23 protein-coding genes are annotated in these 26,555 nt (G+C 52.0%); 4 read left to right on the top strand and 19 right to left on the bottom strand.

Annotated features, from left to right (window positions below):
* Positions 1-102: 102 nt before the first annotated feature.
* Complete coding sequence (gene ychF / locus BM412_RS27700; RefSeq protein ID WP_091224928.1) at positions 103-1,203, bottom strand: redox-regulated ATPase YchF; 1,101 nt, start codon at positions 1,201-1,203, stop codon at positions 103-105.
* Between the two features lie 234 nt (positions 1,204-1,437).
* Between ychF and BM412_RS32270 the strand changes: the two genes are divergently transcribed.
* Positions 1,438-1,584 (top strand): hypothetical protein, encoded by a 147-nt coding sequence (locus tag BM412_RS32270; RefSeq protein WP_177186699.1) that lies wholly within the window; start codon positions 1,438-1,440, stop codon positions 1,582-1,584.
* Positions 1,585-1,692: 108 nt separating this feature from the next.
* Here the strand turns inward: BM412_RS32270 and BM412_RS27695 are convergent, their stop codons facing one another.
* From BM412_RS27695 to BM412_RS27675, 5 genes are all read right to left on the bottom strand, one after another.
* Positions 1,693-2,460, bottom strand: a complete 768-nt coding sequence (locus BM412_RS27695) for a MerR family transcriptional regulator (RefSeq protein ID WP_091224927.1) — start codon at positions 2,458-2,460, stop codon at positions 1,693-1,695.
* Between the two features lie 93 nt (positions 2,461-2,553).
* On the bottom strand, positions 2,554-3,783 hold the full coding sequence (locus BM412_RS27690; protein ID WP_091224926.1) for a molybdopterin-dependent oxidoreductase: 1,230 nt from the start codon (positions 3,781-3,783) through the stop codon (positions 2,554-2,556).
* 137 nt (positions 3,784-3,920) lie between these two features.
* Positions 3,921-4,232 carry a thioredoxin gene (gene trxA / locus BM412_RS27685; RefSeq protein ID WP_090982163.1) on the bottom strand — a complete coding sequence of 104 codons (312 nt, stop codon included), beginning with the start codon at positions 4,230-4,232 and terminating at the stop codon, positions 3,921-3,923.
* Positions 4,233-4,297: 65 nt separating this feature from the next.
* Positions 4,298-4,723, bottom strand: coding sequence for an RrF2 family transcriptional regulator (locus tag BM412_RS27680; protein ID WP_091225085.1), 426 nt, complete (start codon positions 4,721-4,723; stop codon positions 4,298-4,300).
* 108 nt (positions 4,724-4,831) lie between these two features.
* Positions 4,832-5,716 carry a DUF72 domain-containing protein gene (locus tag BM412_RS27675; RefSeq protein WP_091224925.1) on the bottom strand — a complete coding sequence of 295 codons (885 nt, stop codon included), beginning with the start codon at positions 5,714-5,716 and terminating at the stop codon, positions 4,832-4,834.
* Between the two features lie 198 nt (positions 5,717-5,914).
* Here BM412_RS27675 and BM412_RS27670 point away from each other — a divergent pair, with 198 nt between their 5' ends.
* Complete coding sequence (locus BM412_RS27670; RefSeq protein WP_091224924.1) at positions 5,915-6,550, top strand: DsbA family oxidoreductase; 636 nt, start codon at positions 5,915-5,917, stop codon at positions 6,548-6,550.
* Positions 6,551-6,732: 182 nt separating this feature from the next.
* Here BM412_RS27670 and BM412_RS27665 read toward each other — a convergent pair whose 3' ends face one another.
* From BM412_RS27665 to BM412_RS27655, 3 genes are read right to left on the bottom strand one after another with little or no spacing between them, the layout of a single operon-like run.
* Positions 6,733-7,056, bottom strand: coding sequence for a DMT family transporter (locus tag BM412_RS27665; RefSeq protein ID WP_090982155.1), 324 nt, complete (start codon positions 7,054-7,056; stop codon positions 6,733-6,735).
* 15 nt (positions 7,057-7,071) lie between these two features.
* Positions 7,072-7,443 carry a DMT family transporter gene (locus tag BM412_RS27660; RefSeq protein WP_091224923.1) on the bottom strand — a complete coding sequence of 124 codons (372 nt, stop codon included), beginning with the start codon at positions 7,441-7,443 and terminating at the stop codon, positions 7,072-7,074.
* A 17-nt stretch (positions 7,444-7,460) separates the two neighbouring features.
* Positions 7,461-8,045, bottom strand: coding sequence for a TetR/AcrR family transcriptional regulator (locus BM412_RS27655; protein WP_091224922.1), 585 nt, complete (start codon positions 8,043-8,045; stop codon positions 7,461-7,463).
* A gap of 363 nt (positions 8,046-8,408) precedes the next feature.
* Here BM412_RS27655 and BM412_RS27650 point away from each other — a divergent pair, with 363 nt between their 5' ends.
* A complete protein-coding gene (locus BM412_RS27650; RefSeq protein WP_091224921.1) occupies positions 8,409-10,154 on the top strand; it encodes an alpha-glycosidase in 1,746 nt (581 codons plus the stop codon).
* 1,183 nt (positions 10,155-11,337) lie between these two features.
* Here the strand turns inward: BM412_RS27650 and BM412_RS27640 are convergent.
* The 9 genes from BM412_RS27640 to BM412_RS27600 form a co-directional block, all read right to left on the bottom strand.
* Positions 11,338-12,102, bottom strand: coding sequence for a GTP cyclohydrolase II (locus BM412_RS27640; protein ID WP_091224919.1), 765 nt, complete (start codon positions 12,100-12,102; stop codon positions 11,338-11,340).
* A gap of 128 nt (positions 12,103-12,230) precedes the next feature.
* On the bottom strand, positions 12,231-14,045 hold the full coding sequence (locus BM412_RS27635) for an ABC transporter ATP-binding protein (protein ID WP_091224918.1): 1,815 nt from the start codon (positions 14,043-14,045) through the stop codon (positions 12,231-12,233).
* Positions 14,038-15,867: an ABC transporter ATP-binding protein gene (locus BM412_RS27630; protein ID WP_177246125.1), complete on the bottom strand. Its 1,830-nt coding sequence runs from the start codon at positions 15,865-15,867 to the stop codon at positions 14,038-14,040. The genes BM412_RS27635 and BM412_RS27630 overlap by 8 nt, the downstream gene beginning before the upstream one ends.
* A 75-nt stretch (positions 15,868-15,942) precedes the next feature.
* Positions 15,943-17,079: a DUF4097 family beta strand repeat-containing protein gene (locus BM412_RS27625; protein ID WP_091224916.1), complete on the bottom strand. Its 1,137-nt coding sequence runs from the start codon at positions 17,077-17,079 to the stop codon at positions 15,943-15,945.
* A 15-nt stretch (positions 17,080-17,094) separates the two neighbouring features.
* The gene (locus BM412_RS27620) at positions 17,095-17,553 is read right to left on the bottom strand and encodes a DUF2089 domain-containing protein (protein ID WP_091224915.1); all 459 of its coding nucleotides are present in this window, start codon (positions 17,551-17,553) and stop codon (positions 17,095-17,097) included.
* Positions 17,554-18,269: 716 nt separating this feature from the next.
* Entirely contained in the window at positions 18,270-19,907 is a 1,638-nt protein-coding gene (locus BM412_RS27615) for an alpha-amylase family glycosyl hydrolase (RefSeq protein WP_091224914.1), read from the bottom strand.
* A complete protein-coding gene (locus BM412_RS27610) occupies positions 19,907-20,746 on the bottom strand; it encodes a sugar ABC transporter permease (RefSeq protein WP_091224913.1) in 840 nt (279 codons plus the stop codon). Before BM412_RS27610 ends, BM412_RS27615 begins: the two co-directional genes overlap by 1 nt.
* Positions 20,743-22,056 (bottom strand): carbohydrate ABC transporter permease, encoded by a 1,314-nt coding sequence (locus BM412_RS27605; protein WP_091224912.1) that lies wholly within the window; start codon positions 22,054-22,056, stop codon positions 20,743-20,745. The genes BM412_RS27610 and BM412_RS27605 overlap by 4 nt, the downstream gene beginning before the upstream one ends.
* Before the next feature lie 134 nt (positions 22,057-22,190).
* Positions 22,191-23,498 carry a sugar ABC transporter substrate-binding protein gene (locus BM412_RS27600; protein ID WP_091224911.1) on the bottom strand — a complete coding sequence of 436 codons (1,308 nt, stop codon included), beginning with the start codon at positions 23,496-23,498 and terminating at the stop codon, positions 22,191-22,193.
* 487 nt (positions 23,499-23,985) lie between these two features.
* Here BM412_RS27600 and BM412_RS27595 point away from each other — a divergent pair, with 487 nt between their 5' ends.
* Positions 23,986-25,014 (top strand): LacI family DNA-binding transcriptional regulator, encoded by a 1,029-nt coding sequence (locus tag BM412_RS27595; protein ID WP_091224910.1) that lies wholly within the window; start codon positions 23,986-23,988, stop codon positions 25,012-25,014.
* 54 nt (positions 25,015-25,068) lie between these two features.
* Here the strand turns inward: BM412_RS27595 and nagZ are convergent, their stop codons facing one another.
* The gene (gene nagZ, locus BM412_RS27590; protein ID WP_091224909.1) at positions 25,069-26,385 is read right to left on the bottom strand and encodes a beta-N-acetylhexosaminidase; all 1,317 of its coding nucleotides are present in this window, start codon (positions 26,383-26,385) and stop codon (positions 25,069-25,071) included.
* Positions 26,386-26,555: the final 170 nt, after the last annotated feature.

The following is a 26,555-nucleotide window of genomic DNA, read 5'->3' as shown; positions in this document are numbered from 1 at the left end:
AAACGTGACAATTCTGGTTAATTTGCCGACTTTAGCACGGGCTTCCGCAAGCATAGCAAAAGGACCCGAGAATTTCGGGCCCTAAAACCAATCATTCAGTCGCTATACGTTGAAACGGAAATGCATAACGTCGCCGTCTTGCACCACGTATTCTTTACCCTCAAGGCGAAGCTGTCCTTTTTCCTTCGCAGCATTCATGGAGCCTGCCGCCATCAGATCTTCGTAGGACACAACCTCGGCACGGATAAAGCCGCGCTCGAAATCCGTATGAATAACGCCTGCCGCTTGCGGCGCCTTCATGCCTTTACGGATCGTCCATGCACGCACTTCTTGTACGCCTGCCGTGAAGTAGGTGTACAGACCAAGCAGCTTGTAAGCTGCGCGGATCAGGCGGTTAAGGCCGGATTCCGTGAGGCCAAGCTCCTCCAGGAACATTTCTTTGTCTTCGCCTTCAAGCTCGGCGATTTCGGACTCTACCTTCGCGCTGATCGGCACAACTTCTGCGCCTTCCGCTTTCGCGAATTCGCGTACCAACTCCACGTAGCTGTTGCCATCGGAGTTTGCCGCTTCGCCTTCGCTTACGTTAGCCGCGTACAAGACCGGTTTCATCGTCAGCAGGTGAAGATCGCGAATGATCGCTTTCTCATCCTCGGAGAGGTCAAGACTGCGCGCCGGCAGATCGTTGTACAACGCTTCTTTCACGCGCTCAAGGGTTTCCACCTCTTGCACGACCTTCTTGTCGCCGCCTTTAAGGTTTTTGCGGGAACGCTCGATCTTGCGATCCACGGAATCGATATCCGCCAAAATCAACTCCAGGTTGATCGTGTTGATATCGCCGATCGGATCCACTTTACCGGATACGTGCGTGATGTTGTCATCTTGGAAGCAGCGAACGACGTGTACGATCGCATCCACTTCGCGGATGTGCGCAAGAAACTTGTTGCCGAGGCCTTCGCCTTTGCTCGCGCCTTTTACAATACCCGCAATATCGATGAATTCAAAAGCAGTCGGAACGGTCTTGTTCGGCACAACAAGCTCCGTCAATTTATCAAGACGCTCATCCGGTACTTCAACGACGCCTACGTTCGGGTCGATCGTACAGAACGGATAGTTCGCGGACTCCGCGCCCGCTTGCGTTATTGCATTAAATAAAGTCGATTTACCTACGTTCGGCAGTCCGACGATTCCAGCTTTCAAAGCCATGTATGAAGACACCCCTGTTCCGTATTAAACAATCTCATGACATTATACATGAAGGGGGGCAAATAAAAAAGGAGACTCCGCGGATTCCCAGCTTGTAAATGTTTGATTTTCCACGTTAATCCGCTAATATTGGAGAAATTGTTCGGCTTCCAAACGTTCGCCTTCATCCGCATGCCACCCTCGACTTCCGAACATACTACCTCATGTGCGACCATCCTTCGGAGGTGAACCGACATGGAAAACCAAACCCATAAAGGCAACTACAAAGGCACAACCAAGATGCACGCCAAGAATCAGGACATGGCCTTCGTCAACGATACGATTGAAGATGCCAAGTCCATCACCAACTTCAACCATGTGAAGAAGAAAACCGATAAGTAAGCCGATCTCGCGGACCCTCCCTCTGCGGAGCATCGGCACGACTAAAAGGGTGTCCCGCAATCCGTGGGCACCCTTTTTCTTGTTCGCCTTCAGCCATCACAACGTTGCCTACGGCTTACTTACGCCTGTATAGATATGAATCGCATCGCGCAGAAACTCAGCTGCTCCCGGGTGATCCACGTCGTAATACGCCTTGAACCGTTCATCGTCCACATACATTTGCGACAGGTTAGCATGAGCTTCCTTGGTGTACTGAGGCCAATAGAAGCCCAGCCATTGACGGTGCATATCGGCAGTCTTCTGCGCGAGCTGGCCCGCCGGATCACCTTGCTTGAAAGCCTCCGCCAGCGTCTCCTTAATTTCCTCGGCCAGACGAGTTACCCGCTCGTGGTCTTCCTGCGACATGCCCTTGACCTTCGCATTCGACTTGTTGACTGCGTCATCGCCGTATTTCTCGCGTGCTTCCTTGCCGTATTTCTGTTCATTCTCGTCAATCATGCGCTGCTTAAAGCCTTCGAATTTCTGTTTGTCACTCATCGAGATTCTCCCTTCAGCCGCAGCGATGGTTTGATCTACGTTTGCGATCAGCGCATCGAGCTGCCGTCTTCTGTCGAGAAGCTGTTCCCGGTGCTGAATTAAAGCTGCGGTGCCATTGAAGGACGGATCAGTCAGAAGCTCTTTGATGCGATCCAGACTAACGCCAAGCTCCCGATAAAATAAAATCTGCTGCAGCCTGTCGACCTCCGCCTGACCATAGATACGGTAACCCGAAGAATTCATTCTTGCCGGCTTAAGAATGCCTACTTCATCATAGAACCGCAGCGTCCTCGTACTGATTCCCGCGAGCCTGCCCAGCTTCTGAACCGTATATTCCACCTTCATCACCTCCCGACAACCTCACTCTACACCTTTACGTAACGTGAATGTCAAACCCAATTTTAAGGTGAAAAGCGCCGTGGTAGCGATTCCCTACACCCACGCATCAATATCATAGCCGCGTTCTTCCCAGTACCCGGTGTGATTCCCGTCAATCAGCTCAATCCGGTTCAGCCATTTGACCGACTTATACGCATACATCTTCGGCACGATCAGCCGCACCGGACCGCCGAGGTCGCTTGGGATCGGTTTGCCATCGTGCAGAACCGCTACCATGACATCATCCATATCGGCCTGTTCGAGGGTTAGCGAGTCCGTATACACGCCGTCGCCGGAGTATAACTTTACTGTTTTCGCAGAGGGCTTCACGCCGGCCATCTTCAAGAAATCCTTGAGCTTGATGCCTTCCCACGTGTTGCCGAGAACGGACCAGCCGGTCACGCAGTGAAAATCGCTCACTTGCACTTCCCGCTTCAGCGCCACAAACTGCTCCCAGTTCCACTGCAGCCGTTTCTCCACCAGACCATCGACAACGAAACTGAAGGTGCTGTTGTCGAACTCCGGAATCGGCGTCACCGTATAAATCCGGAACGAGCCGCGACTTCCTCCGCCAATCGGCGGCGAAGAAGCCGGAAGGGGCTGCGGTGCGGGAATGAGCGAGTTCGCATCCGATTCTATGATCTCCTCGAGATTCGCGCCGGGCGACGCCTGGTTGCCGAGCCATTTTAGAAAAGAAGGTCCGATCGCAATGGCAATCCCCGCTCCTATCGTAACCCGAATAAACGAACGCCTCGACATGACCGCCTCCGGTCTGGCCGCCGGATGAACGCCTTCTCCTTGCTGTCCAGTCTTAATCGTGCGGCGATGCGGCTCCTTGAGCCATTTCAGCCTTGTGATGGAGTGGTAGATGATATAAGGAAGTCCGATCCACGTCAGCAGGTCATGAATGGTGAGCGCAATGCTCGCCCATGCCGGGCCAACCGCCTTGAATTGCCACAGAAGCACACCCGACAGCAGCCACCCGACCAACAGCCCCAGTACGATGATGACATTGGCTTTCTGCCATGCCTTCCCCTTCAGCTGTTTCCAGTGTTTCGCGGCCAGCGCCAAATAGAACACAACCGGCAGCAGCGATGCAATCCCGACCACGATATGCACATAACGAATGATAACCCGGCCTTCACCAAGAATGCCGCGCCAAAGTCCTTGGAACAACACCAATCCTGTCAGCGTCAGAATGACGACAATCCAACCGTTGACGGAATGAAGCTTAGCTAACTTCTTGCCATAGCCTTTGCGAAGCTGCGCGAGCCAGTTCTGCATGGAAGACCCTGCCCCCTTGACGGTTTATTCACTACCTATATAGACGCAGAAATGAATCCAATCATCTCGGTATCGGATATGTATTTACACAACGAAACCCTCACACCATGAAGGCGCGAGGGCTCGTAAAGAAATGCTTAGATTTGGCCTTGAATTTTGTTTTTCAGGGCGTCTTTGGATTGCAGACCAACCATTTTGTCAACCGGTTGACCGTCTTTGAAAAGAATCAGTGTCGGAATCGACATAACGCCGAATTGGGATGCCAATTCAGGCTCCTCGTCCACGTTGATTTTAGCGATTGTAGCTGTACCGGCAAGCTCGCCGGAAAGCTCTTCTACGATTGGAAGCTGCATTTTGCAAGGTCCGCACCATGGTGCCCAGAAATCAACGAGCGTTACGCCGCTCTCGATGCTTTTGTTGAATGTGTCTTTCGTCAATGCTACTGCCATATTCAATCATCCTCTCTACTATAAGTTCACAAGCTTATGGGAAGGGAAACCCCGTCACACCTTGTTCAACACTCTTCACATTCCTTGATTTGACCCAGCACATCGGAGATCGTAATGCCGCCGAAATAATTCTCCAGCTGCTTCTCCGCTCTGCAAAAGATCCCATCCATGACTTCCCGCATGTTCGACCCGACTACGCAATCCATCTCTGGATTGCCCGAGCACCAGCTCGGAATAACGGAGCCTTGCGCCATTAACCGGTAAATGTCGGCTAGGTTGACGATCGCCGGATCCAGTGTAAGCCGATATCCGCCGCCGGCGCCTTCCCTGGTATCGACATAACCGCCTCGCTTCAAACAGCTCATCACCTTGCGGATTCTGGCAGGATTGGTCGAGACATTATCGGCAATGGCTTCGCTTGGAGCCATGCGCTCAGGCAGAAAAGCCAAGTAAACCAAACTGTGTACGGCAATGGTGAATTCGCTGTTCATGCTTAACGGCACCCCGCTTTGTACTGTAATCATATCAGTTACAGTTGAACCTGTCAACGGCGGTTGTACTTCTATTTTGCGAATCGGAGCAGTTGTCTATTCAGGCGCTTACTCAAACAGCTCCAGCTGCTGCGCGGTTTCCTTCGGCGGCGGCAGTTTGAATGAGCCGCGGGGCGGCAGCTGATGCAGCATCGCCATGAGCTGTAAGGCGTTATCCGCCGCATCCCCGCCGGAATTGTTATTAAACAGTACGCATACGGTGCCGGTTAACTGCTCCAAACGCCTCAGCCGCTCCACCCACTCCGACAGTTCCGTTTCGTTATAACGATACAAATAACGGACATCCCGCCAGTTAGGTTGTCCGGCCGAAACCCAGCCATCCGTGTTGCGTCCATGGAGCCGAACGATGGTGAATTGTTCGTCCGTGGCCGCTTCCACGATAGGAATTGAGCCTTCACCGGCTTGCGGCTCGTCGCATACCGTATGAATCCAGCCTTCGCGGCGCGTAAAGGCGATTGTTTTCTCGCTCATCTCGTTCGTGAACCAGCTCTGGTTCCGAAATTCGAGGGCGCAAGGGATATCGGCCATCCGGGCTTTGGCCGTCCGCAGCGTTTCCACGTTTGGGCGCGTACAATTAAACCAAGGCGGGTATTGAAACAGCACGGCAAGCAGCTTGCCGGCGGCACGGATCGGCTCGATTGCTTCCCGGAACGCTTGGAACATCGACGCTTCGCTTTCGTAGGGGTGATGCCCTTTTCCCCCGCGTGCATGACCTGTCATCCCTTGATACGCTTTAATGACGAAGCGGAAGTTATCCGGCGTTTCAACCGCCCATTTCTCCATCACCTGCGGGGACTGGATGGCATAGAACGTGCTGTCCACTTCGACGACCCGGAACCACTGCGCATAGGCAGGCAGCTTATTCTTGTCCTTGCCCGCTTCCCGGTACAGCTCCGAATGATCCCCCCAGCCGCACAGACCAATTTCAATCAAAAAAGTCCCCTCCTTACTGACCGAAGCTTTCTATACGAATTAGTTTACCGCCCTCTTAAATAACAAAGCAAATTTTCGAAAATGCCGCGTGCGCCGTATCTGCTCTTGCTTGATATGCAAAACTACATTAGCATGGTTATGTAACGCAACAAATGATGAGAAGACCTGACAAACTATTCGAAAGGTTGTCGTTTCCATATGCATATTGACCTGTACTCGGATGTGGTCTGCCCTTGGTGCCGCATCGGCAAGCAAAATCTATACCGTGCGCTGGCGCTCTGGTCGGAGAAGAACGATGAACCGGTCACCGTCACCTATCACGCGTTTCAGCTTGATCCCGACCTGCCTGAAGAAGGCAAACCGTTCGATGATGTGATGGCCAAGAAAATGGGCGGCCCCGAATCGATGAAACGCGCGACTCAGCAGGTTACGCAAGCCGGTGCTGCTGTCGGCGTGACGTTCCATTTCGATCGGGTCACCCGGATGCCGAACACGCGGCTTGCGCATCGTTTCGTGGCGATTGTGCCAGAAGAACGTAAGGCAGAAGCAGTGGAAGAGCTGTTCCGCGCTTATTTCGAAGAAGGGCTGGATGTTGCGCAGATGAGCGTCATTATGCTGATTGCGGAACGGCTCGGCGTATTCACTCCGGAGCTGCAAGCTCGTCTTGAGAACGGCGAAGGCGGCGAGGCCGTAGACGCCGATCTGAAGCGCGCGCAGCAAATCGGGGTTACCGGTGTTCCTTTCTTCGTCTTTAACAACCGCTATGCGCTGTCCGGCGCTTATCCCGCTGAGGAGCTGCTCGGTCTGATGAGCGGCGTGAATACGGGCGTGTAATCCGCGCGCCGAGGAGAAAATGGCTAAGCAAGATGTGACAGCTCAGCCTGGAGAGAATTGCACCGCAGCCGCCGGCCCGCAAGAGAGGTAACCATTACCTCGCTTGCGGGCTTTTCTTATGATTTTGGCGTATGTACGGTATCTGTTATCTGTTGCCCCACAACATAAAAAAACGGCAGTCATTAATGACCGCCGCCTGTAACCCGTAAACCAGCAACACTTATTATGATCATAGCGATAAATAGCAATTTCCGTTTATCCTTCGATTCACCGAACACCAGCATGCCAAGCAAAACACTGCCGACCGAGCCGATTCCCGTCCAAACCCCGTATGCGGTACTGATCGGAACATCCTGCAGCGATCGCGACAGGAAGTAAAAGCTGACCATCCCGGAGGCTAACGCGAGCACCGTTCCCTTCCAGTTCTTGAATCCATTCGACAGCTTCATGCCCGTCACGCCGCCTACCTCACCCAGCCCAGATATGAGCAAGAACAACCAGGCCACTTAAGCCACCTCCCCTTACTCCGTTCCCTCTTGAGCAGCAAGCTCCGCCTGAGGTTTCTTCGTTGTCTCTTCCTTGCTTGATATCACTTTGAGCCCCACAATGCCCCCGATAAGCATCGCAATAAACAGCAATTTGAGCAGATCCGCCGGCTCTCCGCGAACGATGCCGACAATGACGGTACCCACGGTACCAATACCGGTAAATATCGCGTAAGCCGTTCCGATTTCAATGCTTCGCATCGCTCTGGCAAACAACATAAAACTTATAATTAACAGCACAATAGTAATCAAACTAGGCAGCCATTCCGTAAACCCGTCAGACGCCTGCATGCCATAAGCCCAGCCTACCTCAAGCAGTCCGGCCAACAGCAAATACAACCACGCCATCGCGACTCATCCCCTCTCTATGCCGTTCCCGGCTTCAACGCTTCCCGCAGCCAGCTCCACAGCTGTTCCTGCCGCTTCCGATACAACGCCGAATCATACAATTTATGTTCCACCAGTAACCCGTCAATTAGCGCATAAAACAAAGCAAGCAGCCGTTCAGCCTGTTCCTCGCCGAGCGTTCCCCCGTTCGAGCTGCCTCGAAGCAGCGCCGATACGTAAACCGTTACTTCCTCTTCGTAGGTCGTAAAATATTGACTAAGCCGCGACTCCAAATGCCGTGGCGGGACAAGCATGGTTCGCTTAAGGAAGGATTGCCCCTTCGTAATCTGATCGAGATCGGTGTAAAACAAGAACACGGCATACAGCCGCTCGATTGGCGGATGATCCTCCATGCCCTGAAGCAGCAGCAGAAACTTTTCCCGCTCCTCCCGAATCGCGTCCTCCAGCAGCTCGATAAACAGCTGTTCCTTGGAGTCAAAATGAGCATAGATCGACGGTGTTTTAATCCCGACTGACTTGGCGATTTCCGATAACGACACGCCTTCATAGCCTGAATCCGCAAATAACGTCAATGCAGCTTGCTTCAACCGATTCGCCGTCATCTTTAGTTCTCCCCTTGCATGGTTCGTATTATTGCCTAACGAACGTTAGTTAGCCTCAAGTGATAATAGCTCCTTTGGCAGCGGGTGTCAAGCGGTGGACAGGCTTGAGCCAAACTTTGGGTGAAACCTGTATGCTTAGTGTTCGCATTTTACTCGAAGCTTACTTGCATCCTTCTCGCGCCTCATGAGGAGGAGCTGAAGTTGCTGCAGCAGTGATTTAGGCGTGAATAATTGGTGGAAGTTGTGGTACAATAGACGTAATTAAAAGGCCATGCTACCGCAAAGGTACAACCTCGCTATGAATGACGAGGTTGTACCTTTTTTGCATTGGTTTAGATCTATTTGAGGAGAGTGAGCCTTATTATGATGCTCGAAGCCATTTATCATCGTCCGAAACAAAACTGGTCTTATGCTTATGACCGTTCCACGCTGCATTTGCGTATCCGCACGCAGAAAGGCGACATGGACGCTGTTCAAGCCGTGGTAGGCGACAAATATGCCTGGGACAAAACGATGCAAATCGTGCCGATGCGTATTTTTACAACGGATGCTAGGTTCGACTACTGGGAAGTTGCCGTGGAACCGCCGTTTCGCCGCCTGCGTTATGCGTTCCAATTGGAGAAAGGCACGAAGACGCTGTGGCTGACCGAAAGTGGTTTCGTTGACGCGCTTCCTTCCGACTCCCTCACGTTCTACGACTACCCGTTCATCAACCCGATCGACGTGTTCCAGCCGCCGGCTTGGGTGAAGGAAGCCGTTTTCTATCAAATCTTCCCGGAACGTTTTGCGAACGGCGACCCGTCTCTCGATCCCGACAAGGTAGAGCCATGGGGCGGCAAACCGACTCCGAAGAACTTCTTCGGCGGCGATATTCAGGGAGTAATTGATCATCTTGACTACTTGGAGACGCTGGGCGTAAACGCGATTTATTTTACCCCTGTCTTCGAAGCGACGACGAACCACAAATATGATACGCAGGATTATTTGAAGGTGGATCCTCATTTCGGCACGAACGAGCTCATGAAGGAGCTCGTGGACATCTGCCACAAACGCGGCATGCGCGTGCTGCTCGATGCGGTGTTCAATCATGCCGGCGCTACCTTCCCTCCGTTCCTGGATGTGCAGGAGAAAGGCGCCGAGTCGAAGTATGCAGGCTGGTTCCATGTGCGTGAATGGCCGCTGCGTATCGAGGACGGTATCCCTACTTACGACACGTTCGCTTTTGAACCGATCATGCCGAAGCTGAACACCGAGAACCCGGATGTCAAAGAGTACTTGCTTCGCGTAGCCCGCTACTGGGTGGAGGAAATCGGCATCGACGGCTGGCGGCTTGATGTCGCGAATGAGGTCGATCATCATTTCTGGCGCGACTTCCGCAAGACGGTCAAGGACGTGAATCCCGATGCCTACATTCTCGGCGAGATTTGGCATGATTCCATGATGTGGCTCGAGGGCGATCAATTCGACGCGGTTATGAACTATCCGTTCACCAACGCCGTGCTCGATTATGCCGCATTTGGCAAGCTCGACGGCCGCAGCTTCGCGAACGCGATCGGTACGCAGCTGGCGAACTATCCGCAGCAAGCGACCGAAGTTGCGTTCAACCTGCTGGATAGCCACGACACGCCGCGCCTGCTCACGCTGTGCGAAGGGGAAGAAGGCCGCATGAAGCTGGCCGCATTGTTCCAAATGACCTACCCGGGTACGCCGTGCATCTATTACGGTGATGAAGTGGGCATGTCCGGCGCAGGCGACCCCGACTGCCGTCAGTGCATGGTGTGGGAGGAGGAGCAGCAGAACGCCGATCTGCTGAAGTTCTATCAGACGCTGATCGCGCTTCGTAAGCAGCATGCCGCTCTGCGCTCGATGGACATTACGTTCCTCCATGCAGAGGCTGACGATGCAGCGGTTGTGTACGCTCGCCGCAGCGGCGACGAGCAATTCATCATTGCCATGAACGCGGGAGCGAAGGCTTGCAGCCTCACTGTGCCGGCTGCGAGCGGGAACTGGCAGGATATGTTCGCCGGCACCACAGCAGCGGCGAAAGGCGAGCAGCTCTCCATCGCGCTCGGCGGCTTTGACTTCGTTGTTTATAAGCTTATGGGGTAGTTTCTGGCCGCGCCAGCTCGCATCTCGAGGCGAGTTTGGGGCTGAGAGTCGGATTTCCCTACTCTCAGCTTCCTTTCACCGCCGAGCGGGGTTGGTTTCGGAGCTGAGAGTCGCGTTTTCCGACTCTCGGCTCTTTTTGGCGGCGAGTTTGGGGCTGAGAGGCGGATTTTCCTACTCTCAGCTTCCTTCCACCGCCTAGCGGGGTTGGTTTCGGAGCTATCCCTCATTTTCGAGCGGCATGTGTTGCTCTGAGTGCTACTCTGGTGCTCAATTCGTCAGTTTCTAGCCAATGTGTTGCTCTGAGGGCCACTCTTGCGCTCGATTCGTCAGTTTCTAGCCAATGTGTTGCTCTGGAGGCTACTCTGCTACTCGATTGGTCAGTTTCCAGCCAATGTGTTGCTCTGAGAGCCACTCTGCTGCTCAATTCGTCAGTTTCTAGCCAATGTGTTGCTCTGGTTGCCACTCTGCTGCTCAATTCGTCAGTTTCTAACCAATGTGTTGCTCTGGTTGCCACTCTGGTGCTCGATTCGTCAGTTTCTAACCAATGTGTTGCTCTGGAGGCTACTCTGCTACTCGATTGGTCAGTTTCTAACCAATGTGTTGTTCTGGTTGCCACTCTGGTACTCGATTCGTCAGTTTCTAGCCAATGTGTTGCTCTGAGGGCCACTCTTGTTCTCGACTAGTTAGTTTCCAACCAATGTGTTGCTCTGAGGGCCACTCTTGCGCTCGATTCGTCAGTTTCTAGCCAATGTGTTGCTCTGGAGGCTACTCTGCTACTCGATTGGTCAGTTTCCAGCCAATGTGTTGCTCTGAGTGCTACTCTGGTGCTCAATTCGTCAGTTTCTAGCCAATGTGTTGCTCTGAGGGCGACTCTTGTTCTCAATTAGTTAGTTTCCAACCAATGTGTTGCTCTGATTGCCACTCTTCTGTCTGGGTCTTGCCAATGTAGATCCCCGGGTGAGCTACATGCTCACTTCCCGCCGAATTTTGATTAATATAGATCTCTAGGTGAGCTGCTTGCTCCCTTCTCCCCGAATACCCGCCAATGTAGATCCCTCGGTGAGCTACACCTAATTCCACTCTGGCCGTGAGCCACATGCAGCATCCGAACAAGCGCTACAACTAAAAAAAGACCAACCCTTCATCACCTACGATGATGAAGAGTCAGCCTTTCCCCACCCACTCAAGGGATGGGCAGTTCCTCCGCGAAGTGTCCGGAGCGGTTCACTTTGGTCTCGAGGTACTTGCGGTTGAACTCGGAAATGTCGCCCCAGAGGGGGACGCGGTCTTCCACGTTCATGCCGGATGCCTTGAGGGCCGCGAGTTTCCTCGGATTGTTCGTGATGAGCGTGACCGGTTTGCTGCGCAGATGGCCGAGGACAAGCAGCGTTTCCTCGTAGCTGCGCGTATCATCTTGGAACCCAAGCTCCAGATTCGCCTCCACCGTGTCGTAGCCCTTCTCCTGCAGCAGATAAGCCATGGCCTTGCTGAACAGCCCGATTCCTCGCCCTTCATGGTTGGCCAAGTAGAACAGAGCGCCGGTACCGTGCGCGGTGATCATCTTCATCGATTGGTGCAGCTGATACCCGCAATCGCAACGCTTACTCCCGAAAATATCCCCCGTATGGCAGATGCTATGCATACGGATCAAAGCATCCTCACCGCCTGCGAAGTCGCCGAACACGAGCGCGCTCGATTGCTGCTTCTCCGCGAGATTGGACGCGGACAGCTGCTCGATCAGAAACTCGGTCCGCTCCTTTTCCTTGCATCCGCCCTCGGTATGGACCAGATCCCGGCACGGAAGCCAGCAATACCACTGGAAGGTATGCGTTTCTCCCTCTAAATTAACCGGCAGCTGAATAGGCCCAACTAAGATCAACGTACCGTTTTTGCTTTTGATCGTTTCAATGCGATCATCCAGAATGCCAACGATTTTCTCATCAATCATGCCATGCCGTCCTTCCCGCTTCTGACAGTAAACCTCAGGTTAGTGTTTATTCCGCGGAGAGGAAATATGCAGCCATCCAGCCACCAGCTGCACCGCCTATTTGTTCCAATCCCGGCGAACCCAGGCCATCATCCCGCCTGCGCCGATCCTTCATCCACATAATACTGCGCCTGCGCATTAAACATCTCCGCATACTTGCCTTCCCGCTCCAGCATCAATTCATCATGACTGCCATATTGGATAAGTCGGCCTTGATGGAAGACCGCAATGACATCGCAGAATCTGCAGCTGGATAACCGATGCGAAATGTACACGGCCGTCTTGCCGGAAATAATCTCGTTAAACCGATTATAGATTTCATACTCGGCAATCGGATCAAGCGCTGCCGTCGGCTCATCCAGCACCACGACCGGCGCATCTTTATACAGCGAGCGCGCGAGCGCGATCTTCTGCGTTTCCCCACCGGAGAACTCCACGCCATCCTCGTCAAAATATGTATAAACCGCCGTATCGACACCTTTATCCAGCGTCTCCACCACGCTCGTCAAACCGGCTTTGTCGATAACCTCATGCAGTTTATCGGCCTGATCGCCCATCGTCATCTGGATGTTCTCCTTCATACTGAAAGCGAAGATCGCAAAGTCCTGGAACACGACCGAGAACAGCTTCTCGTATTCAGCCAGCTCGATCGTCCGAATATCCACCCCGTTCAACAAGATCTGTCCTTCAGTCGGATCATACAGCCGCGTCAGCAGCTTAATAAAAGTCGTTTTGCCCGCACCGTTCATTCCCACAACAGACAGCTTCTGCCCGAACGGAATCGTAATCGAGAAGTCCTTTAAGATCATCTCCGAGCTCCCCGGATACTTGAACGACACCTTCCGAAACTCGATGACAAAATCCCGCTCCGCCGGCAGCGCCGCCTGCCCCCGGGGCTTCACATCCTCAAGCTCCGCGAACCGAACGAACTCAGCCAGATACTTCGCCTGTTCCCGCAGCCGCAGCGTTTCACCGAAGACGTTCTCGATGCTGTCCTTCAGCGCCGATGCAGCCGCAATATACATCGTAAAGCTGCCGATCGTAATCGCATTCGCGAACACCTTCGCCGCAAAATACCCATACAGCATCATTTGCTGCAGCACGTTCATGAAGTTGAACAGCATGTTGTATTTCACGTTCAGGCTGGACCACTCGCCGGAGATTTTGCGATTGAATTGAATGCTTTCCTGCTGCCGACTCAGAATTAACCCCGAAGCATCGTACAGCCGAATGTCTTTGCCGAATTTGAAGTCCTTCAGGATCCCACGGAAGTAGTCGAACATCCGATTGTAGCCCGACATTTTGCCCCAGAAACGATGATTGGCCTCCGACAGCTTAGCCCCAAAATACATATTCGAAGCGACAAAAAGCAGAACCAGCGCAACGATCCACCATTCCACCGTGGAGAAAACATAGCCTAGACCCGCAAGCGTAATGATGCCCGCGAGAATTTCGACGGTCTTGGAGGTGACGCCGTACATGCCCCAAGTGCCCCACTTCATCGAGGAGGTCGCTTTCTCCGACATGTTCAGCACCGATGCATTCTCGATATGCTCGTAGTCCATCGCCATCGCTTTATTAATGATGACAAAATCGAGCAGCTTGTTCGTCCGCATATTGATGAACTGCAGCAGATGGTTGCACACCGACAGCAGCGAGGAGATCACAAGGTTGCTTCCGATCAACAGCGCCGTGTACAGCACGAGCTTCTCAATGCTTTTGCCGCCAAGAAGTTCGTCGATTATATATTTGGGGAACAGAATGTTCGGGAAAGGAACAACCGCTTTGAGCAAAATACTCAGTACCAAATAGAGCGGATAACGTTTGTTGTGGCGCCATGTGAAGCGGTAGAAATAGCCCAGTGTTCGCAGCGTGCCAACGTGATTCCGATTCGCTTTAGCCAACGACCTTCACCTCATTGCTGTAGTATACGGCTTGCATATCGAACATCTTCTTGTAGGTGCCGCCCTGCGCAATGAGCGCTTGATGCGTGCCGTATTCTTCAATCCGGCCATCGTTGAACACCGCGATATTCGTGCAAAACCGCGTACTGGAGAGTCGATGCGAAATATAAATGGCGGTCTTCTCGCCGATCATCCGATCGAAGCTTTGATAGACCTCATACTCCGCCAATGCATCAAGCGCGGACGTCGGTTCATCAAGCACGACAATCGGCGCATCCTTATAGAGCGCCCTGGCGAGGGCGATCTTCTGGTTCTGGCCGCCGGAGAACTCGATGCCCTCTTCATCCAGCACCTTCTGTACGTAGGTATCGTAGCCTTTCGGCAGATTGGCGATTTTGTCGCCCAGCCCGGCCCCTTGAACGGCGCGCTCGACTTTACCGGCATCCAGCACATCGAGCTCTCGCACGGCGACATTTTCCTTCACCGAGAAAGCAAACATCATAATCTCCTGGAACACGACGGAGAACATTTGGTAGTACGTCTTCTTATCAAAATGGCGAATATCCGTCCCGTTCAGCAAAATCCGCCCTTCCGTCGGCTCATAAATCCGCGTCAGCAGTTTGATGAAGGTGGTTTTGCCGGCGCCGTTCAATCCGATAATCGCCAGTCGCTCTTTGGGCTTGAGTACAATTGAAACGTTTCGAAGCGCATAATCGTCCCGCCCGGAATACTTGAAAGACACGTTCTCAAATTCAATGGTATAGGAGGCATTCGAATCAGGCACGAGCGCGATTCGTTCCAAGGAATTGTCCCGGATCGGCAGCCCGATAAACGCCAGATAGTCGTCCACGCGCATATTTTGCTGCAAATATTCTGCGAACCGTTCCAGCAATTGACCGAAGTTCGAAGAGAATGCCCGAACGGCGGCCGCGTACATCGTAAAGTCTGCAATCGACAAATCCGCATATAGCACTTTATAGATCAGCCAAGCGTAAAGCACGGCTTCTTGCACGACAATGCCGATATTGTACACCGCATCGATAATGATGTAGCGTTTGCGGAGCAGCCAGCTCTTCGCGATGTCAACGCTTACAACGCTCCAAAACTTATCCGACAGCCACTTGCTTAAACCGAACAAACGGATGTCTTTGCCGAATTTAAAATTTTTCGTCGCTGCCATGATGTAGTCCGTCTGCCGAAAAATCGTGGAGAGAGAATCGAGGATGCTTTTCTCCACATAACGGTTGCGCAAATTGACATAGAAATTAATCGAAATGATGATGCCGAGGACTAGAATAACGACGACATTCAAGTTAAGCAGGATGGCCGAGCAGCCGACGACGACGAGCGCCCGGTTCAAAATCTCCGTTACGCTGTGAAGCAGCCCTTCGACCCCGTTTCCGTCATTTTGTACCGCATTGTCTGCTTTCTGACTGAAATCGAGCACCTTTGCATTTTCAATATCCTCTTGATTCATCTCCATGAACTTCTTCCCCGACAGGCGAATGAGCTGCATGCGGAATACGGAGAAGCGGGGCCATACTTGATGCGTGGACCATGTGGCAATCGCTTGAGCCGCAAAGAGCAGCAAGCCAAGTCCGATAATGACGGTGTATAGCCCCTTCAAATTACTGCTTCGTGCGATGGCATCCAACACTAATTTGGGAATCAAGACTACAATCATCGGTACAACCGCCTCGGCGATCGCCGCCACAGCCATGAAGAGGACCGCTGCTTTGTCATGCTGCCACAAGGTGGTCAGGATCCACTTCAGGTTACGAATGAGTGTTTTCTTCGGACTGAGTGCTTGTGTTTCCACCATCATCCTTCTTTCAAAATGGAAGTATAAGGAATTTCCAGCATAAGGGATATCTTCCTCAGGAGCAATACATGCAAGCTAAAATTCGTCGCTCACATGGATCGATCCGTTATGGGAAGAAGCCTCCACATAGGTTAATTCCTCGTCTCCTTGACGGAATGTTTGGCAGGAGTCGGCATCATCGCCCTGTTTTTTGTCGACCAACTGTTGGCCATTTAATCGGCAAGCGGCGCGACCATGGTTGACATTTAATTCCCCATAAACACCGGTCGAATGAGCCGGGAATTGAATCGCAATGTGACCATTATGTGTTTTAGCGGTAATGCTGCTCTCGGAAGACGAGTTCGCTACCAGAATCTCAATCTTCCCATTTTGCGATTTGCATGCCAATTCCTCGAACTGACAGTTCGCTTTGATGTTGCCGTTCTGCGTGTGTACCTCTATCTTCTCGGCTATAACGCCGTCTGTATGGACGGAACCGTTCGTTGTGCGGCATTCCAGCTCCTCCAGTTGGCCTTTCGCTATAATATTGCCGTTCGTAGTCGTAAGAACCGCTGATTCCGCCAGGAGCCCGCCTATGTGAATCAAGCCGTTAACCGTTGTTACATTCACCTGCTCAACCTGCATGCCTTCAATCACGATATTTCCGTTGTTCGATGTGAATGCAGCCGTCTCTGAATTAATCTGCTGGACATCAAGGCTGCCGTTCGTCGCAGACATGTGGAACAACTCGTAGGCTTGTCCTTGCGGAACTTGAATGGATACGGCGAGATCTACTTGACGGCCGTTCAGATCGTCCGTCTTCAAGCTGAATCGATAACGTTCGTCATCGGAGCTCTGAGTAACCGCCCCCTGCAGCCATTGGGACAAATCGAAATTTCTGTCAGGTCTATCCATCCTGGCCGTGACGTTCACCTGAGTAAATGGCTCGTCCCATGTCCGGTACCGGATGGACGCGTTATCCGTCGCAAATTCCACATACTCCGTCGGAAACGTGCGGTGCTTGCTTTCCCAGTTAGCCTCGCCTTGTCCCCGTTGCGTTATCTGTCCGCTTCCATCTTCGTTAAGCTGCGGAGCGGGAGCGACTGCAATTTCCTCGACTTCAACCGGCTTACTCTCGCCTCGCTCGAGTGCTTCGAGCAGCGCCAAGCCTTCCTCCGCGGTAATTTTCCGCTCCTCGATCATTCTCGTAATCATCGTCCGTTCTTCACGCATATCGCAATCGCTCCTTTATTTTTTGTTGGCCTGGATGAGCTTCAACGCTTCTTCCACGGTAATCGTACCTTCATCAAGCTTCGTTAAAATTTGCTTGCGCTGTGAATCTTCTGCAGGGGCAGGCGTCTCAGCCGGCGTGGTCTGGTAACCGAGCGCTTCCACGATGTGGTCAAGCCGGTTCCGTACCGTCGGATACGAGATGCTAAGCTCCTTCTCCATCTCCCGGATGTTCCCCCGAACTTTCAAGAAAACCTCCACGAATCTCAGCTGTTCGTCGTTCAGGGAGGCCAATCGGGTCGATTCGAAGCTGCCTTTAATCGTCGTGTGGCAATGATCGCATTTGAGCTCTTGGATCGTCAGCTTATTCTCGCATACGGGACATTGCTGCGGTGGTGGATACTTCAGAGCAATCCCTCCTTCTGTTTTGAAAGTGATTTTAAAAACTTGTATCGTATATTGAATTATATTAAACATAAACATTTAATTTTACAAGTTATAAATTGAATAATTTAATATTCGCATTTCGACCACTCCCACCCTGCAGTTCTTGTGATGCGGTATTGGAGGGGGAGCGTGCGATGAAAATGCTGCTTCAGGGACAGCCAAAGGGGCTTTCGCTGCCGCCGCTGCGGGCTATGCGCTAATGAGCCGGAGTTGCTTATACTTACGCAACTAACCGCTATGCTAAGCTAATGAGCCGTGGGAGACTGTCGATCGAACCGAATAGGCGTAATCGGGCGGGATTTCCTCGCTTCTTGAATTCTAACGAATCGTAGAAGCCTTATTTGACCGAATTTCTCGCTTCTAGAATTCTAACGAATCGTACAGGTCTTATTTAGGTAAAATCCCCCCGTTTCCGCCCGCAAACCGCCAAATAGCATCTCTACGATTCGTTAGAATTTTTTTTGGCCGATTTTGAGGCAAATAAGACTAGAAGGATTTGTTAGAGCTTCACTCAACAATTCCTTAGAGCCTTCCCCTCCCCCGAGGTTCGTTAGCTTTTCAAATCGAGCCAATTGGCTAAACTCAACGCGGCCAGCCAATCTGCCATCCTCGATTATCCCCAAACTTACGCACATATTATCCACATTATCCACAACTTACTCACAATGCTGCACCGATGCACACACAAAAAAGAGCTGCCCCACCCCGAATCATCCTCCGATGATCCCAGGCAGAACAGCCCCTAACTATTGTAAAACAACCGTGCTATACGGCGGCAGCTTCAGCTTGCCTTCGCCTAATTTCGCACCGTCCTTGCTGGAGCGCGCGATTTCTTTGAACTCATCCTTCGCTGCGTTTCCGCCCGAAGTCAGATCGATAATCTGCTCCGCCTTCGACATATTGTGCACAACGAGAACCTTCTGATCGTTCGTCACTCGGTAATAAGCAGCAACGGCCGGGCTATCGGTGTTTTTCTCTACAATCGTGCCATCGCGCAAGGCAGGCAGTTCATTGCGCCAAGCGAGCAGCTTCTTGTAATGCGAGAGCAGCGAGTTCGGATCAGCCTGCTCCGCTTCAACCGATACCGTATTCGGTGTCGTGTTGTAACGGGAGGCTTCCCAGGTCGTCTGCCCTTTGCCGCCCGCAGTCCCTGAAGCATACCAAGGCATCGGCTCGCGAATCGCTTCGTCTGGCTTCATCCCCTTCATGCCCAGTTCCTCGCCGTAGTAGATGAACGGATTACCCGGAAGCGTAAGCAGCAGGGCTGCCGCCATCTTGGCATGATCGACGTTGCCGCCAAGCTCGCTCATCGTCCGATTCTGGTCGTGATTCGTCAGAAACGGCGCATCCACAAACACACCATTCGATGACTTGTTGTACATCTCGTAGATGCGGCCAAGACTAAACGCAATATCGGGATTCTGCTCCCGATCCGCGCCGGACAGCAGCTTCTTCGCCAAATCAAAGTTAAAGGCCGAATCGAGCGCTTGATCCAGATACGGCGCGATGATAACCGAGGAATCCCAGACTTCGCCTACGATATAAGCATCCTTTTTTGTCCCCATCATACCTTTACGGAACTCCTGCCACCATTTCTGATTGCTCGCTTTCACAGCATCCGTGTTGACAGTGGACGCGAAGTCACCGTAAATATGCTTCGCCGCATCCATCCGGAACCCATCCAAGCCTTGCTTCAGCCAGTAGTTGCCGACCTTGATCATTTCGCTGCGTACAGCGGGTTCGTCAAAATTCAGATCAGGCATCCCTTCCCAGAAATCGCCCAGGTACTTCAAACTTCCGAATGGATGCCACGGATTGCCGCCCACAGCACCGTCTGCCGGCACCTGTGCATCCGCTTCCTCAATATGATACCAATTTCGATAAGGGCTCTTCGGATCAGCGATCGCGGATTTGAACCAAGGATGCTCATTGCTCGTATGATTGACGACCAAGTCCATAATGACCTTAATCCCCAGCTTATGCGCCGCATTCGTCAGCTTCTTCAGATCCTCCGGCGTGCCGTAATCTTTGTTCACGCCATAATAATCCGTGACATCATACCCATGATAGCTGGGCGAAGGATTAATCGGCATCAGCCAGATCCCGCCAATTCCCAGCTCCTTCAGGTAGCTCAGCTTCTCCGTCACGCCATTCAGATCGCCAATGCCGTCTCCGTTGGAGTCCGAGAAGGAACGTACAAAGATTTCATAATAAACCGTTCCCGGCTGCTCATCGACCTGTGCCGCAACCGTTCCTTTTCCAACCTTCTTCTCTCGCTCTTGTTCGTTCTTAGAAGAGGAGCAACCTGCCAGCAATCCGATTAGAAGAGCGGCGGCCAATGTGGCCGCCGCGAATTTGTTGCTTATACATGTACGGATGATCATCACCCCTTGGATGCCCCCGCAGTGAGTCCTTCCACGAGGAACTTCTGCAGAAACGCGAACAGAATCATAATCGGAATCGCAATCATAACTGCGCCTGCCGCGAACATCGTGAAGTTACTGTTCTGGAAATTAGCCACCATATCCCACATGCCGACTGCAAGCGTCCAGTTTTCTTTGGAACGCAGAACAAGTCTTGCGAAGATAAAGTCTACCCATGCACCTGTAAACGTCGTTAGTCCGATATACGTAAGCATTGGACGCGACAATGGCAGCATTATGCGCCAGAAGATCGTTAAGTGACTTGCACCGTCAATCCGCGCTGCTTCATCCAAGCTCCGCGGAATCGTATCGTAGAACCCTTTTACAATGAAGCCGCCAAGCACGGATCCCGAAGAATATACGAGAACGAGCGCTGCATGCGTATCAAGCAAATCCAGCTGAAGCAGCAGGATATAGATCGCGACCATGCTCATGAAACCCGGGAACATCCCCAGGACGAGCATCGTAGTGAGCAAGGTTTTACGACCCTTGAAGCGGAAACGCGACAACGCGTACATGCTCAGCGTAGTCAGCAAGGTCGACAGAAGCATCGACAGTGTAGCGATCTTCAGCGTGTTCCAATACCAGCGGCCGAAGCTGAAGCTAGGCGAAGTGAACAGCTCCTTGAAATGGATAAGAGTCGGATGACTCGGGAAGAACTGTTCGCTAAACAGTGCGCTGCCGGGACGCAGAGCGGAGAACAGCACCCATATAGCCGGATAAATCGCACAAATCGCGATCAGTGTCAGAATGATATAGGTCAACGTTAAGCGGAAGACGTTCCTCGATTTCATACTCATTGGATCATATCCTCCTCTTTAAACGACCGTGAACGACGGTAGCTCAAAATCGAGAGCGAAGCGACAATCACGAAGATGATAATACCGATCGCGGATGCAAAATTGTATTTGTTGTTATTAAGCGTCAGCTTGTACAGCCATGTAACGAGCAAGTCGGTGCTGCCTGCGTACTGATAGTCACCCTTAACCGGATCACCGTTCGTCAGCAGGAAGATGACGTTGAAGTTATTGATGTTACCTGCAAATTGCGTGATGAGAATCGGCGTTGTGGCAAAGAACACGAAAGGCAGCGTGATCACGCGAAGCTTCTGGAACGCTGTAGCGCCATCCACCTCGGCAGCCTCGTACATATCTCTTGGGATCGCAGTAAGTACGCCGAGAATAAGGACCATGGAGACCGGAATCCCGACCCACATGTTGACGAGAATAACGGTAACCTTCGCCCAGAACGGATCGGTCAGCCAAGGAAGCTTGCCAATCCCGAAATAGCCGAGATACTGATTGATCGGCCCGAATTGACCGTTAAATAAGTTACGCATCACGAGCAGCGAGATCAACTGTGGAATCGCGTAAGGAATGATAAAGATCGAACGCCACATCCCTTTGAAACGAATGCCCTGCTGATTGATCAGCAGCGCGACGAACAAACCGCCGAAATACGTCGTAACGGTGGCGATAACCGCCCAAATAACCGTCCAAATGAAAACGCCGTAGAACGTATGGCTCCACGTCTTTAATTGGAGCAAATCGATAAACGTCTGGAACCCAACCCAATCGACAAGCTTCGCAGGCGGAATATGCTCCGGTGCGGAGTAATTGGTGAATGCCAGCAGGATCGCCATCAATATCGGCATGATCGTTAAGAACAGCACCGAGATGGCAGGCAGCGTCAGCAGCAACTGAGGGAACCGTTTGTCGGTTACATAGCTGACGGATTGTTTAAACGATGCCGGTGTTACGCCTTGATCCCGCAGCTTGCCGGTTCGGTTCGCATCCCTGACGTTCATCACATAGATGACAACAAATAAGCTGAATAAAATCAGAATAACAAGCCCGCCGATCAATAAGTTGACGGAGTGGTCGCCGACCACGTTTTTATAGCGTTTGCCGATTTTCACGAGCTTCGTCGGCGTATCGCCGAGCGTAACAAGACCCCAAATGGCATGCGGAAGCTTCTGAATAAAGTAGTAGCCGCCCATAATTTCAACGCAAAGCAGAAGAATGCCTTTCACGAACTGACGATTGTACAGTTGACCAAGACCCATGGCGAGAACAGATAAAATAGTTGCTGTTTTTTGATGCCGCTGCATCCACCTCCAGCTCCTTTCCCTTGTCCGAATAAAGTTACGTCACCCGCCCCTCTTGAGAAAGGGCGGGTGACGGCATTGTATGGTTGTTTATGCGCAGCCGAACCGGCTGCATCTGATGCTGCGGTTGCCGCGAATTACTTCGCTACAGCTGCGTTAGCATCCTCGATTTGCTTCACAGCATTATCAAGTGTTGCCTTTGGATCTTTGCCAGCGTTCCAGATGTCGGAAAGCGCTGCGCCGATCGGGGTCCAAACGTTGCCCATTTCAGGGATCGAAGGCATTGGCTGCGAGTTTTTGAACTGCTCTACGAATGCTTTTACGATTTCATCGCCTTGGATCTTCGGATCTTCGGTAGCTTCCTTGTTTGCAGGAATCGCGCCGGTCAAAGTGAAGTCATCCAGTTGCGCTTCTTTCGTGGAAGCAAAACGTGCGAACAATTTCGCTGCGTTCGGGTATTTCGTGTACGAGTTTACATACCAAGCTTTAACGCCGGAGAACGATACGGATTGTTTACCGTTGATGCTAGGGATTGGCGCTGCACCGAAGTTGATGCCGGATTTCTTGATATCGCCGATTGCCCAAGGGCCGTCGATGTTCATGGCAAGCGTACCGCCCGTGAACAGACCTTTCTTGATGTCGTACGTCACATCGCCGGATTTAAGCGGCAATACATCTTTCTTCAGCGACGCGAAGTAAGTTGCGCCTTCTACTGCTCCGGCATTGTTAAGGCCGATTTCCGCTTTGTCTTGGCCGTTGTTGCCATATACGAAGCCGCCTGTTGTAGCCAGGAACGGATAGCTGAAGTAGAAGTTTCCGATATCCCACATGAATGCATATTTATTCTTCTTGCCGTCGTTGAACGTTTTCGCGAATTCTTTCACTTCGTCGAACGTTGTTGGAGGCGTTGCAATCAGATCTTTGTTGTAGAACATGGCATACGTTTCAACTGCACGCGGGAAACCGTATAGAACGCCATCATACGTAACCGCTTGAACCGCAACATCGCTGTTCTCCGATTTCGCTTCTTCTTCGTAAACATCATTCGGAAGAACAAGACCGGCAGCTACTGCTTTACCCAGGTTATCGTGAGGGAACAATACAACGTCTGCACCGATTCCGGCAGGACCGTCAGTTGTCAATTTCGCCACTTGATCGCCAGCGCCAAGCTCTTCCATTTTCACTTCAACGCCGTATTTTTCTTTGAATTCTTTCATCATTTTCTCAACGAAAGGACGCTCTTCTTTAGCTTCCCATACGAGCAAAGTCGCGCCATCTTCCGGTACAAGCTCAGCGTCTTCGGCTGTGTTGTTGCCTGTGCCGTTGTTTACTGTACCTGTGTTGGTCTCGCCTGTGTTCTCAGTGGTGTTGTTGTTCTTTGAGCCGCATGCTGTCAGTGTTGCAGCAAGTGTTAGAACCAGAAGCAAGGATACTGTCTTTTTCATTCTATTTAACCCCTCTCGTTATTAAAGCGTAATCGCCGGAGCATAAACCTAGCGTAACCAATTATCGACATCCTATTACGAATAGCGCGGTTGCCTTGGATGATGCAATAACCCGAGCCGTGCATGTTGCATAAAAATGCGGCTCTTGCATTGTACACGATCCTCTGCTTTTGTGCAAACGTTTGTACAGATGGCCATGAAAATGGTAATTCGAGGCTTTATTCCCCTTCTTTTTGTGAAAGAAAGCGTTTTACCGATGCCCTTACTATACACTAAGGCCCGCTGGTTGGGAAAACGTTTGCACAGTTCATTTGCACAAATAATTACGTACCGTTCTTCCATTTCCTCTGTTTTTCTCCCCATATCTCAGAAAATTAAATTTGTGCATGAAAAACTTTTCAATGATATACTCTAGGTAACATACATGTAAAAGCATCGGCTCACATAAACAAGATAAGTGCACACGTTTGCGCAATTGGGGGATTTTATGTCAGTCACGATTAAAGATATTGCAAAAATCGCCGGCGTCTCGCCTTCCACCGTCTCGCGAGTCGTCTCGAACCATCCGCGAATCAGTCGGGAGACGTCCCGTAAAGTGAAAGAGATCATGGATCAGCTCGGCTATCATCCGAACATGATGGCGAAGAGTCTGGTGTCGAAAACAACCCAAACGATCGGCATCGTCTTGCCGCGCCCTGCCGAGGAGCTGTTTCTGAACTTCTTCTTCGGCGAGCTGATACGGGGTATCGTTACGCAGGCGACCAGAGCCGGCTATGACATGCTTATGACAACGGTTACTTCCGATTCGAATGAGCTCGAAGCCATCTCGCGCCTCGTTATGGGACGCCGCGTGGATGGTATTTTGCTATTGTCCTCGCGCACCTCGGATCCGATCATCGGATTTCTGAAGCAGCAGAACTTCCCCTTCGTTCTTATCGGGCGAAGCGACGAGTTTCCGGATGTGCTGTCGATCGACAATAACAATATTCAAGCAGCCTACGATGCGACGAGCCACTTTATCGCCCAAGGGCATAAACGGATCGGCTTCATCAGCGGACCGCCGAATCTCGTTGTTTCTCAGGATCGGCTCTTCGGCTACAAGAAAGCACTCAAGGAAGCGAACCTGCCTTTTCAGCAGGAATGGGTGCTGGAAGGCGATCTCCTGCAGCAAAGCGGATACCGGGCGATGTCCTTCTTCATGAGTTTGCCGGATCGGCCCACAGCTCTGGTTATCTTCGATGATTTGCTCGCCTTTGGCGTGCTGCGCGGACTGACCGAGCTTGGCTACAGCGTTCCGCAGGACATCTGTATCGTCAGCTTTAACAATATTCCGCTGTCCGAGCTCGCTTCGACGCCGATCAGCTCCATCGATATCGGCACTTATCAGCTCGGCTACACCGCTTCGCAGTCCTTGCTGCGCATCGTGCACGATGAGCCGTTGTCGCAGAACCATATCATTATTCCGCATCGGCTGATCGTGCGGGAATCTTCAATTTCAAGCAGCAAGATAACATAACAAAAGGCATCCTCCGCTAACGAGCCGGAAGATGCCTTTTTATTAGGCTTATGTTTAATAAACCGCTGCCGCTTTTTGAATCGCCGCATTGAGCGCATCCAGATTCGGCGTCGCCGGCGTTTTCTCGTCCGTCAGCTCGTATTTCTTCTTCAGGATCAGAATCCGCTTCACGCTTTCATCGATCCGCTCCACGGTAATGTCACCGCTATTCACGCTCTTCTTCAGCGCTGCCAGAATAGCATCCACATTCTTGTACTCATGGGCCACCAGCAATATATCGCTGCCCGCCTTGACCGTCATGACCGCCGCTTCTCCCATGCCATAATTCTTCGCGATTGCCCCCATCGTCAAGTCGTCCGTCATAACGACACCTTCGTAACCCAGCTCGCCGCGCAGCTCATCCGTGATTACACGTTTGGATAGGGAGGCCGGCACCTTGGCGTCCACTTTAGGGTAGAGAATATGTGCGATCATGACCGCGTCTACCCCTTCGTTAATCGCCTCTTGGAAGGGGACCCACTCGAAGGCCTTGAGCGCAGCTTCGCTTTTGCCCACGACAGGCAGCTCCAGATGCGAGTCCACCGACGTATCGCCATGCCCCGGAAAATGCTTCACGACCGGAATGACACCTTCCTTCTCAATAGCCTCCATGGCGGCGATTCCCATCTTCGTCACAAGCTTAGGCGTCGAGCCGTAGGAGCGATCCCCGATAACCGGATTCTTAGGGTTGCTGTTAATGTCCAGCACCGGAGCGAAGTCCACGTTGAAGCCCATCTTCTTGCTCGCTTCCCCGAGTATGCTTCCGATCTTAGCTGCATACGCACTGTTGCCGGTGTCTCCGATCGCCTTGGCGGTTGGCAGCTTTACAAGTCCGGGAAGGCGGCTCACCCTGCCCCCCTCCTGATCGACGGAGATGATGAGCGGCGAAGCATTCCCATTGTTCCACGCCTTCAGCTGATTCACATAGGCGACGACCCCTTTGGGAGTCGTAATATTATTCGCGTAGAAAATAACGCCGCCCACGTGCTGACTCGCAATCATTCGTTTTGCTGCTTGACTGCCCGTCGTGCCGTCCACGCCGGCGATAATCATCGCGCCAAGCTTCTCATCGAGCGTCATCTTCTCGACCTGCTGCGTGATTTCATCTGCCGGCGCCTGTTCAGGCGTCTCCGGCACGGCCGGCGTTGCCGGTTCTTCATCCGTGGTATCCGGTGTTTCCGTTGGCGGCACCGGCTCATTCGCAGCCGGCTGGTCCGAGGCAGGCGGCGATACGACAGGCGGCTGTTCACTTGTCTCTCCCTTATGCGTACAACCGCCTAATATCGTAATCGTCAAAGCCATTATTCCTATAGCAAGTTTTCTCATCTGCATGGTCACCCGTTCCTCTTCGCGTACTTATTGCAATTGTAACCATTACAACGTAAGAAGAACCGCCAAAAGTTGCAGATAAGCAATTAATCCGGCAAATATGTGTTTAGGCCAGCCAAAAAAACCGCTTCCCCGAAGAAAGGGAAAAGCGGCCTAACTACCATCACGATTCG

Origin of the sequence: Paenibacillus sp. BC26, assembly GCF_900116125.1 — a bacterium.
GTDB classification, from domain to species: domain Bacteria; phylum Bacillota; class Bacilli; order Paenibacillales; family Paenibacillaceae; genus Paenibacillus_Z; species Paenibacillus_Z lignilyticus.
Note: the sequence above shows the minus strand (reverse complement) of the source record. Positions and strands in the feature narration are given on the sequence as shown.

What these genes read in the sequence shown, in the direction of transcription:
- BM412_RS27600 (WP_091224911.1), bottom strand. Translation starts at nt 23,498, where the DNA reads ATGAAAAAGACAGTATCCTTGCTTCTGGTTCTAACACTTGCTGCAACA.
- BM412_RS27620 (WP_091224915.1), bottom strand. Translation starts at nt 17,553, where the DNA reads ATGTTTAATATAATTCAATATACGATACAAGTTTTTAAAATCACTTTC.
- BM412_RS27615 (WP_091224914.1), bottom strand. Translation starts at nt 19,907, where the DNA reads ATGATCATCCGTACATGTATAAGCAACAAATTCGCGGCGGCCACATTG.
- ychF (WP_091224928.1), bottom strand. Translation starts at nt 1,203, where the DNA reads ATGGCTTTGAAAGCTGGAATCGTCGGACTGCCGAACGTAGGTAAATCG.
- nagZ (WP_091224909.1), bottom strand. Translation starts at nt 26,385, where the DNA reads ATGCAGATGAGAAAACTTGCTATAGGAATAATGGCTTTGACGATTACG.
- BM412_RS27605 (WP_091224912.1), bottom strand. Translation starts at nt 22,056, where the DNA reads ATGCAGCGGCATCAAAAAACAGCAACTATTTTATCTGTTCTCGCCATG.
- BM412_RS27610 (WP_091224913.1), bottom strand. Translation starts at nt 20,746, where the DNA reads ATGAGTATGAAATCGAGGAACGTCTTCCGCTTAACGTTGACCTATATC.
- BM412_RS32270 (WP_177186699.1), top strand. Translation starts at nt 1,438, where the DNA reads ATGGAAAACCAAACCCATAAAGGCAACTACAAAGGCACAACCAAGATG.
- BM412_RS27655 (WP_091224922.1), bottom strand. Translation starts at nt 8,045, where the DNA reads ATGACGGCGAATCGGTTGAAGCAAGCTGCATTGACGTTATTTGCGGAT.
- BM412_RS27660 (WP_091224923.1), bottom strand. Translation starts at nt 7,443, where the DNA reads ATGGCGTGGTTGTATTTGCTGTTGGCCGGACTGCTTGAGGTAGGCTGG.
- BM412_RS27595 (WP_091224910.1), top strand. Translation starts at nt 23,986, where the DNA reads ATGTCAGTCACGATTAAAGATATTGCAAAAATCGCCGGCGTCTCGCCT.
- BM412_RS27650 (WP_091224921.1), top strand. Translation starts at nt 8,409, where the DNA reads ATGATGCTCGAAGCCATTTATCATCGTCCGAAACAAAACTGGTCTTAT.
- BM412_RS27690 (WP_091224926.1), bottom strand. Translation starts at nt 3,783, where the DNA reads ATGCAGAACTGGCTCGCGCAGCTTCGCAAAGGCTATGGCAAGAAGTTA.
- BM412_RS27625 (WP_091224916.1), bottom strand. Translation starts at nt 17,079, where the DNA reads ATGCGTGAAGAACGGACGATGATTACGAGAATGATCGAGGAGCGGAAA.
- BM412_RS27670 (WP_091224924.1), top strand. Translation starts at nt 5,915, where the DNA reads ATGCATATTGACCTGTACTCGGATGTGGTCTGCCCTTGGTGCCGCATC.
- BM412_RS27640 (WP_091224919.1), bottom strand. Translation starts at nt 12,102, where the DNA reads ATGATTGATGAGAAAATCGTTGGCATTCTGGATGATCGCATTGAAACG.
- trxA (WP_090982163.1), bottom strand. Translation starts at nt 4,232, where the DNA reads ATGGCAGTAGCATTGACGAAAGACACATTCAACAAAAGCATCGAGAGC.
- BM412_RS27680 (WP_091225085.1), bottom strand. Translation starts at nt 4,723, where the DNA reads ATGAACAGCGAATTCACCATTGCCGTACACAGTTTGGTTTACTTGGCT.
- BM412_RS27630 (WP_177246125.1), bottom strand. Translation starts at nt 15,867, where the DNA reads ATGGTGGAAACACAAGCACTCAGTCCGAAGAAAACACTCATTCGTAAC.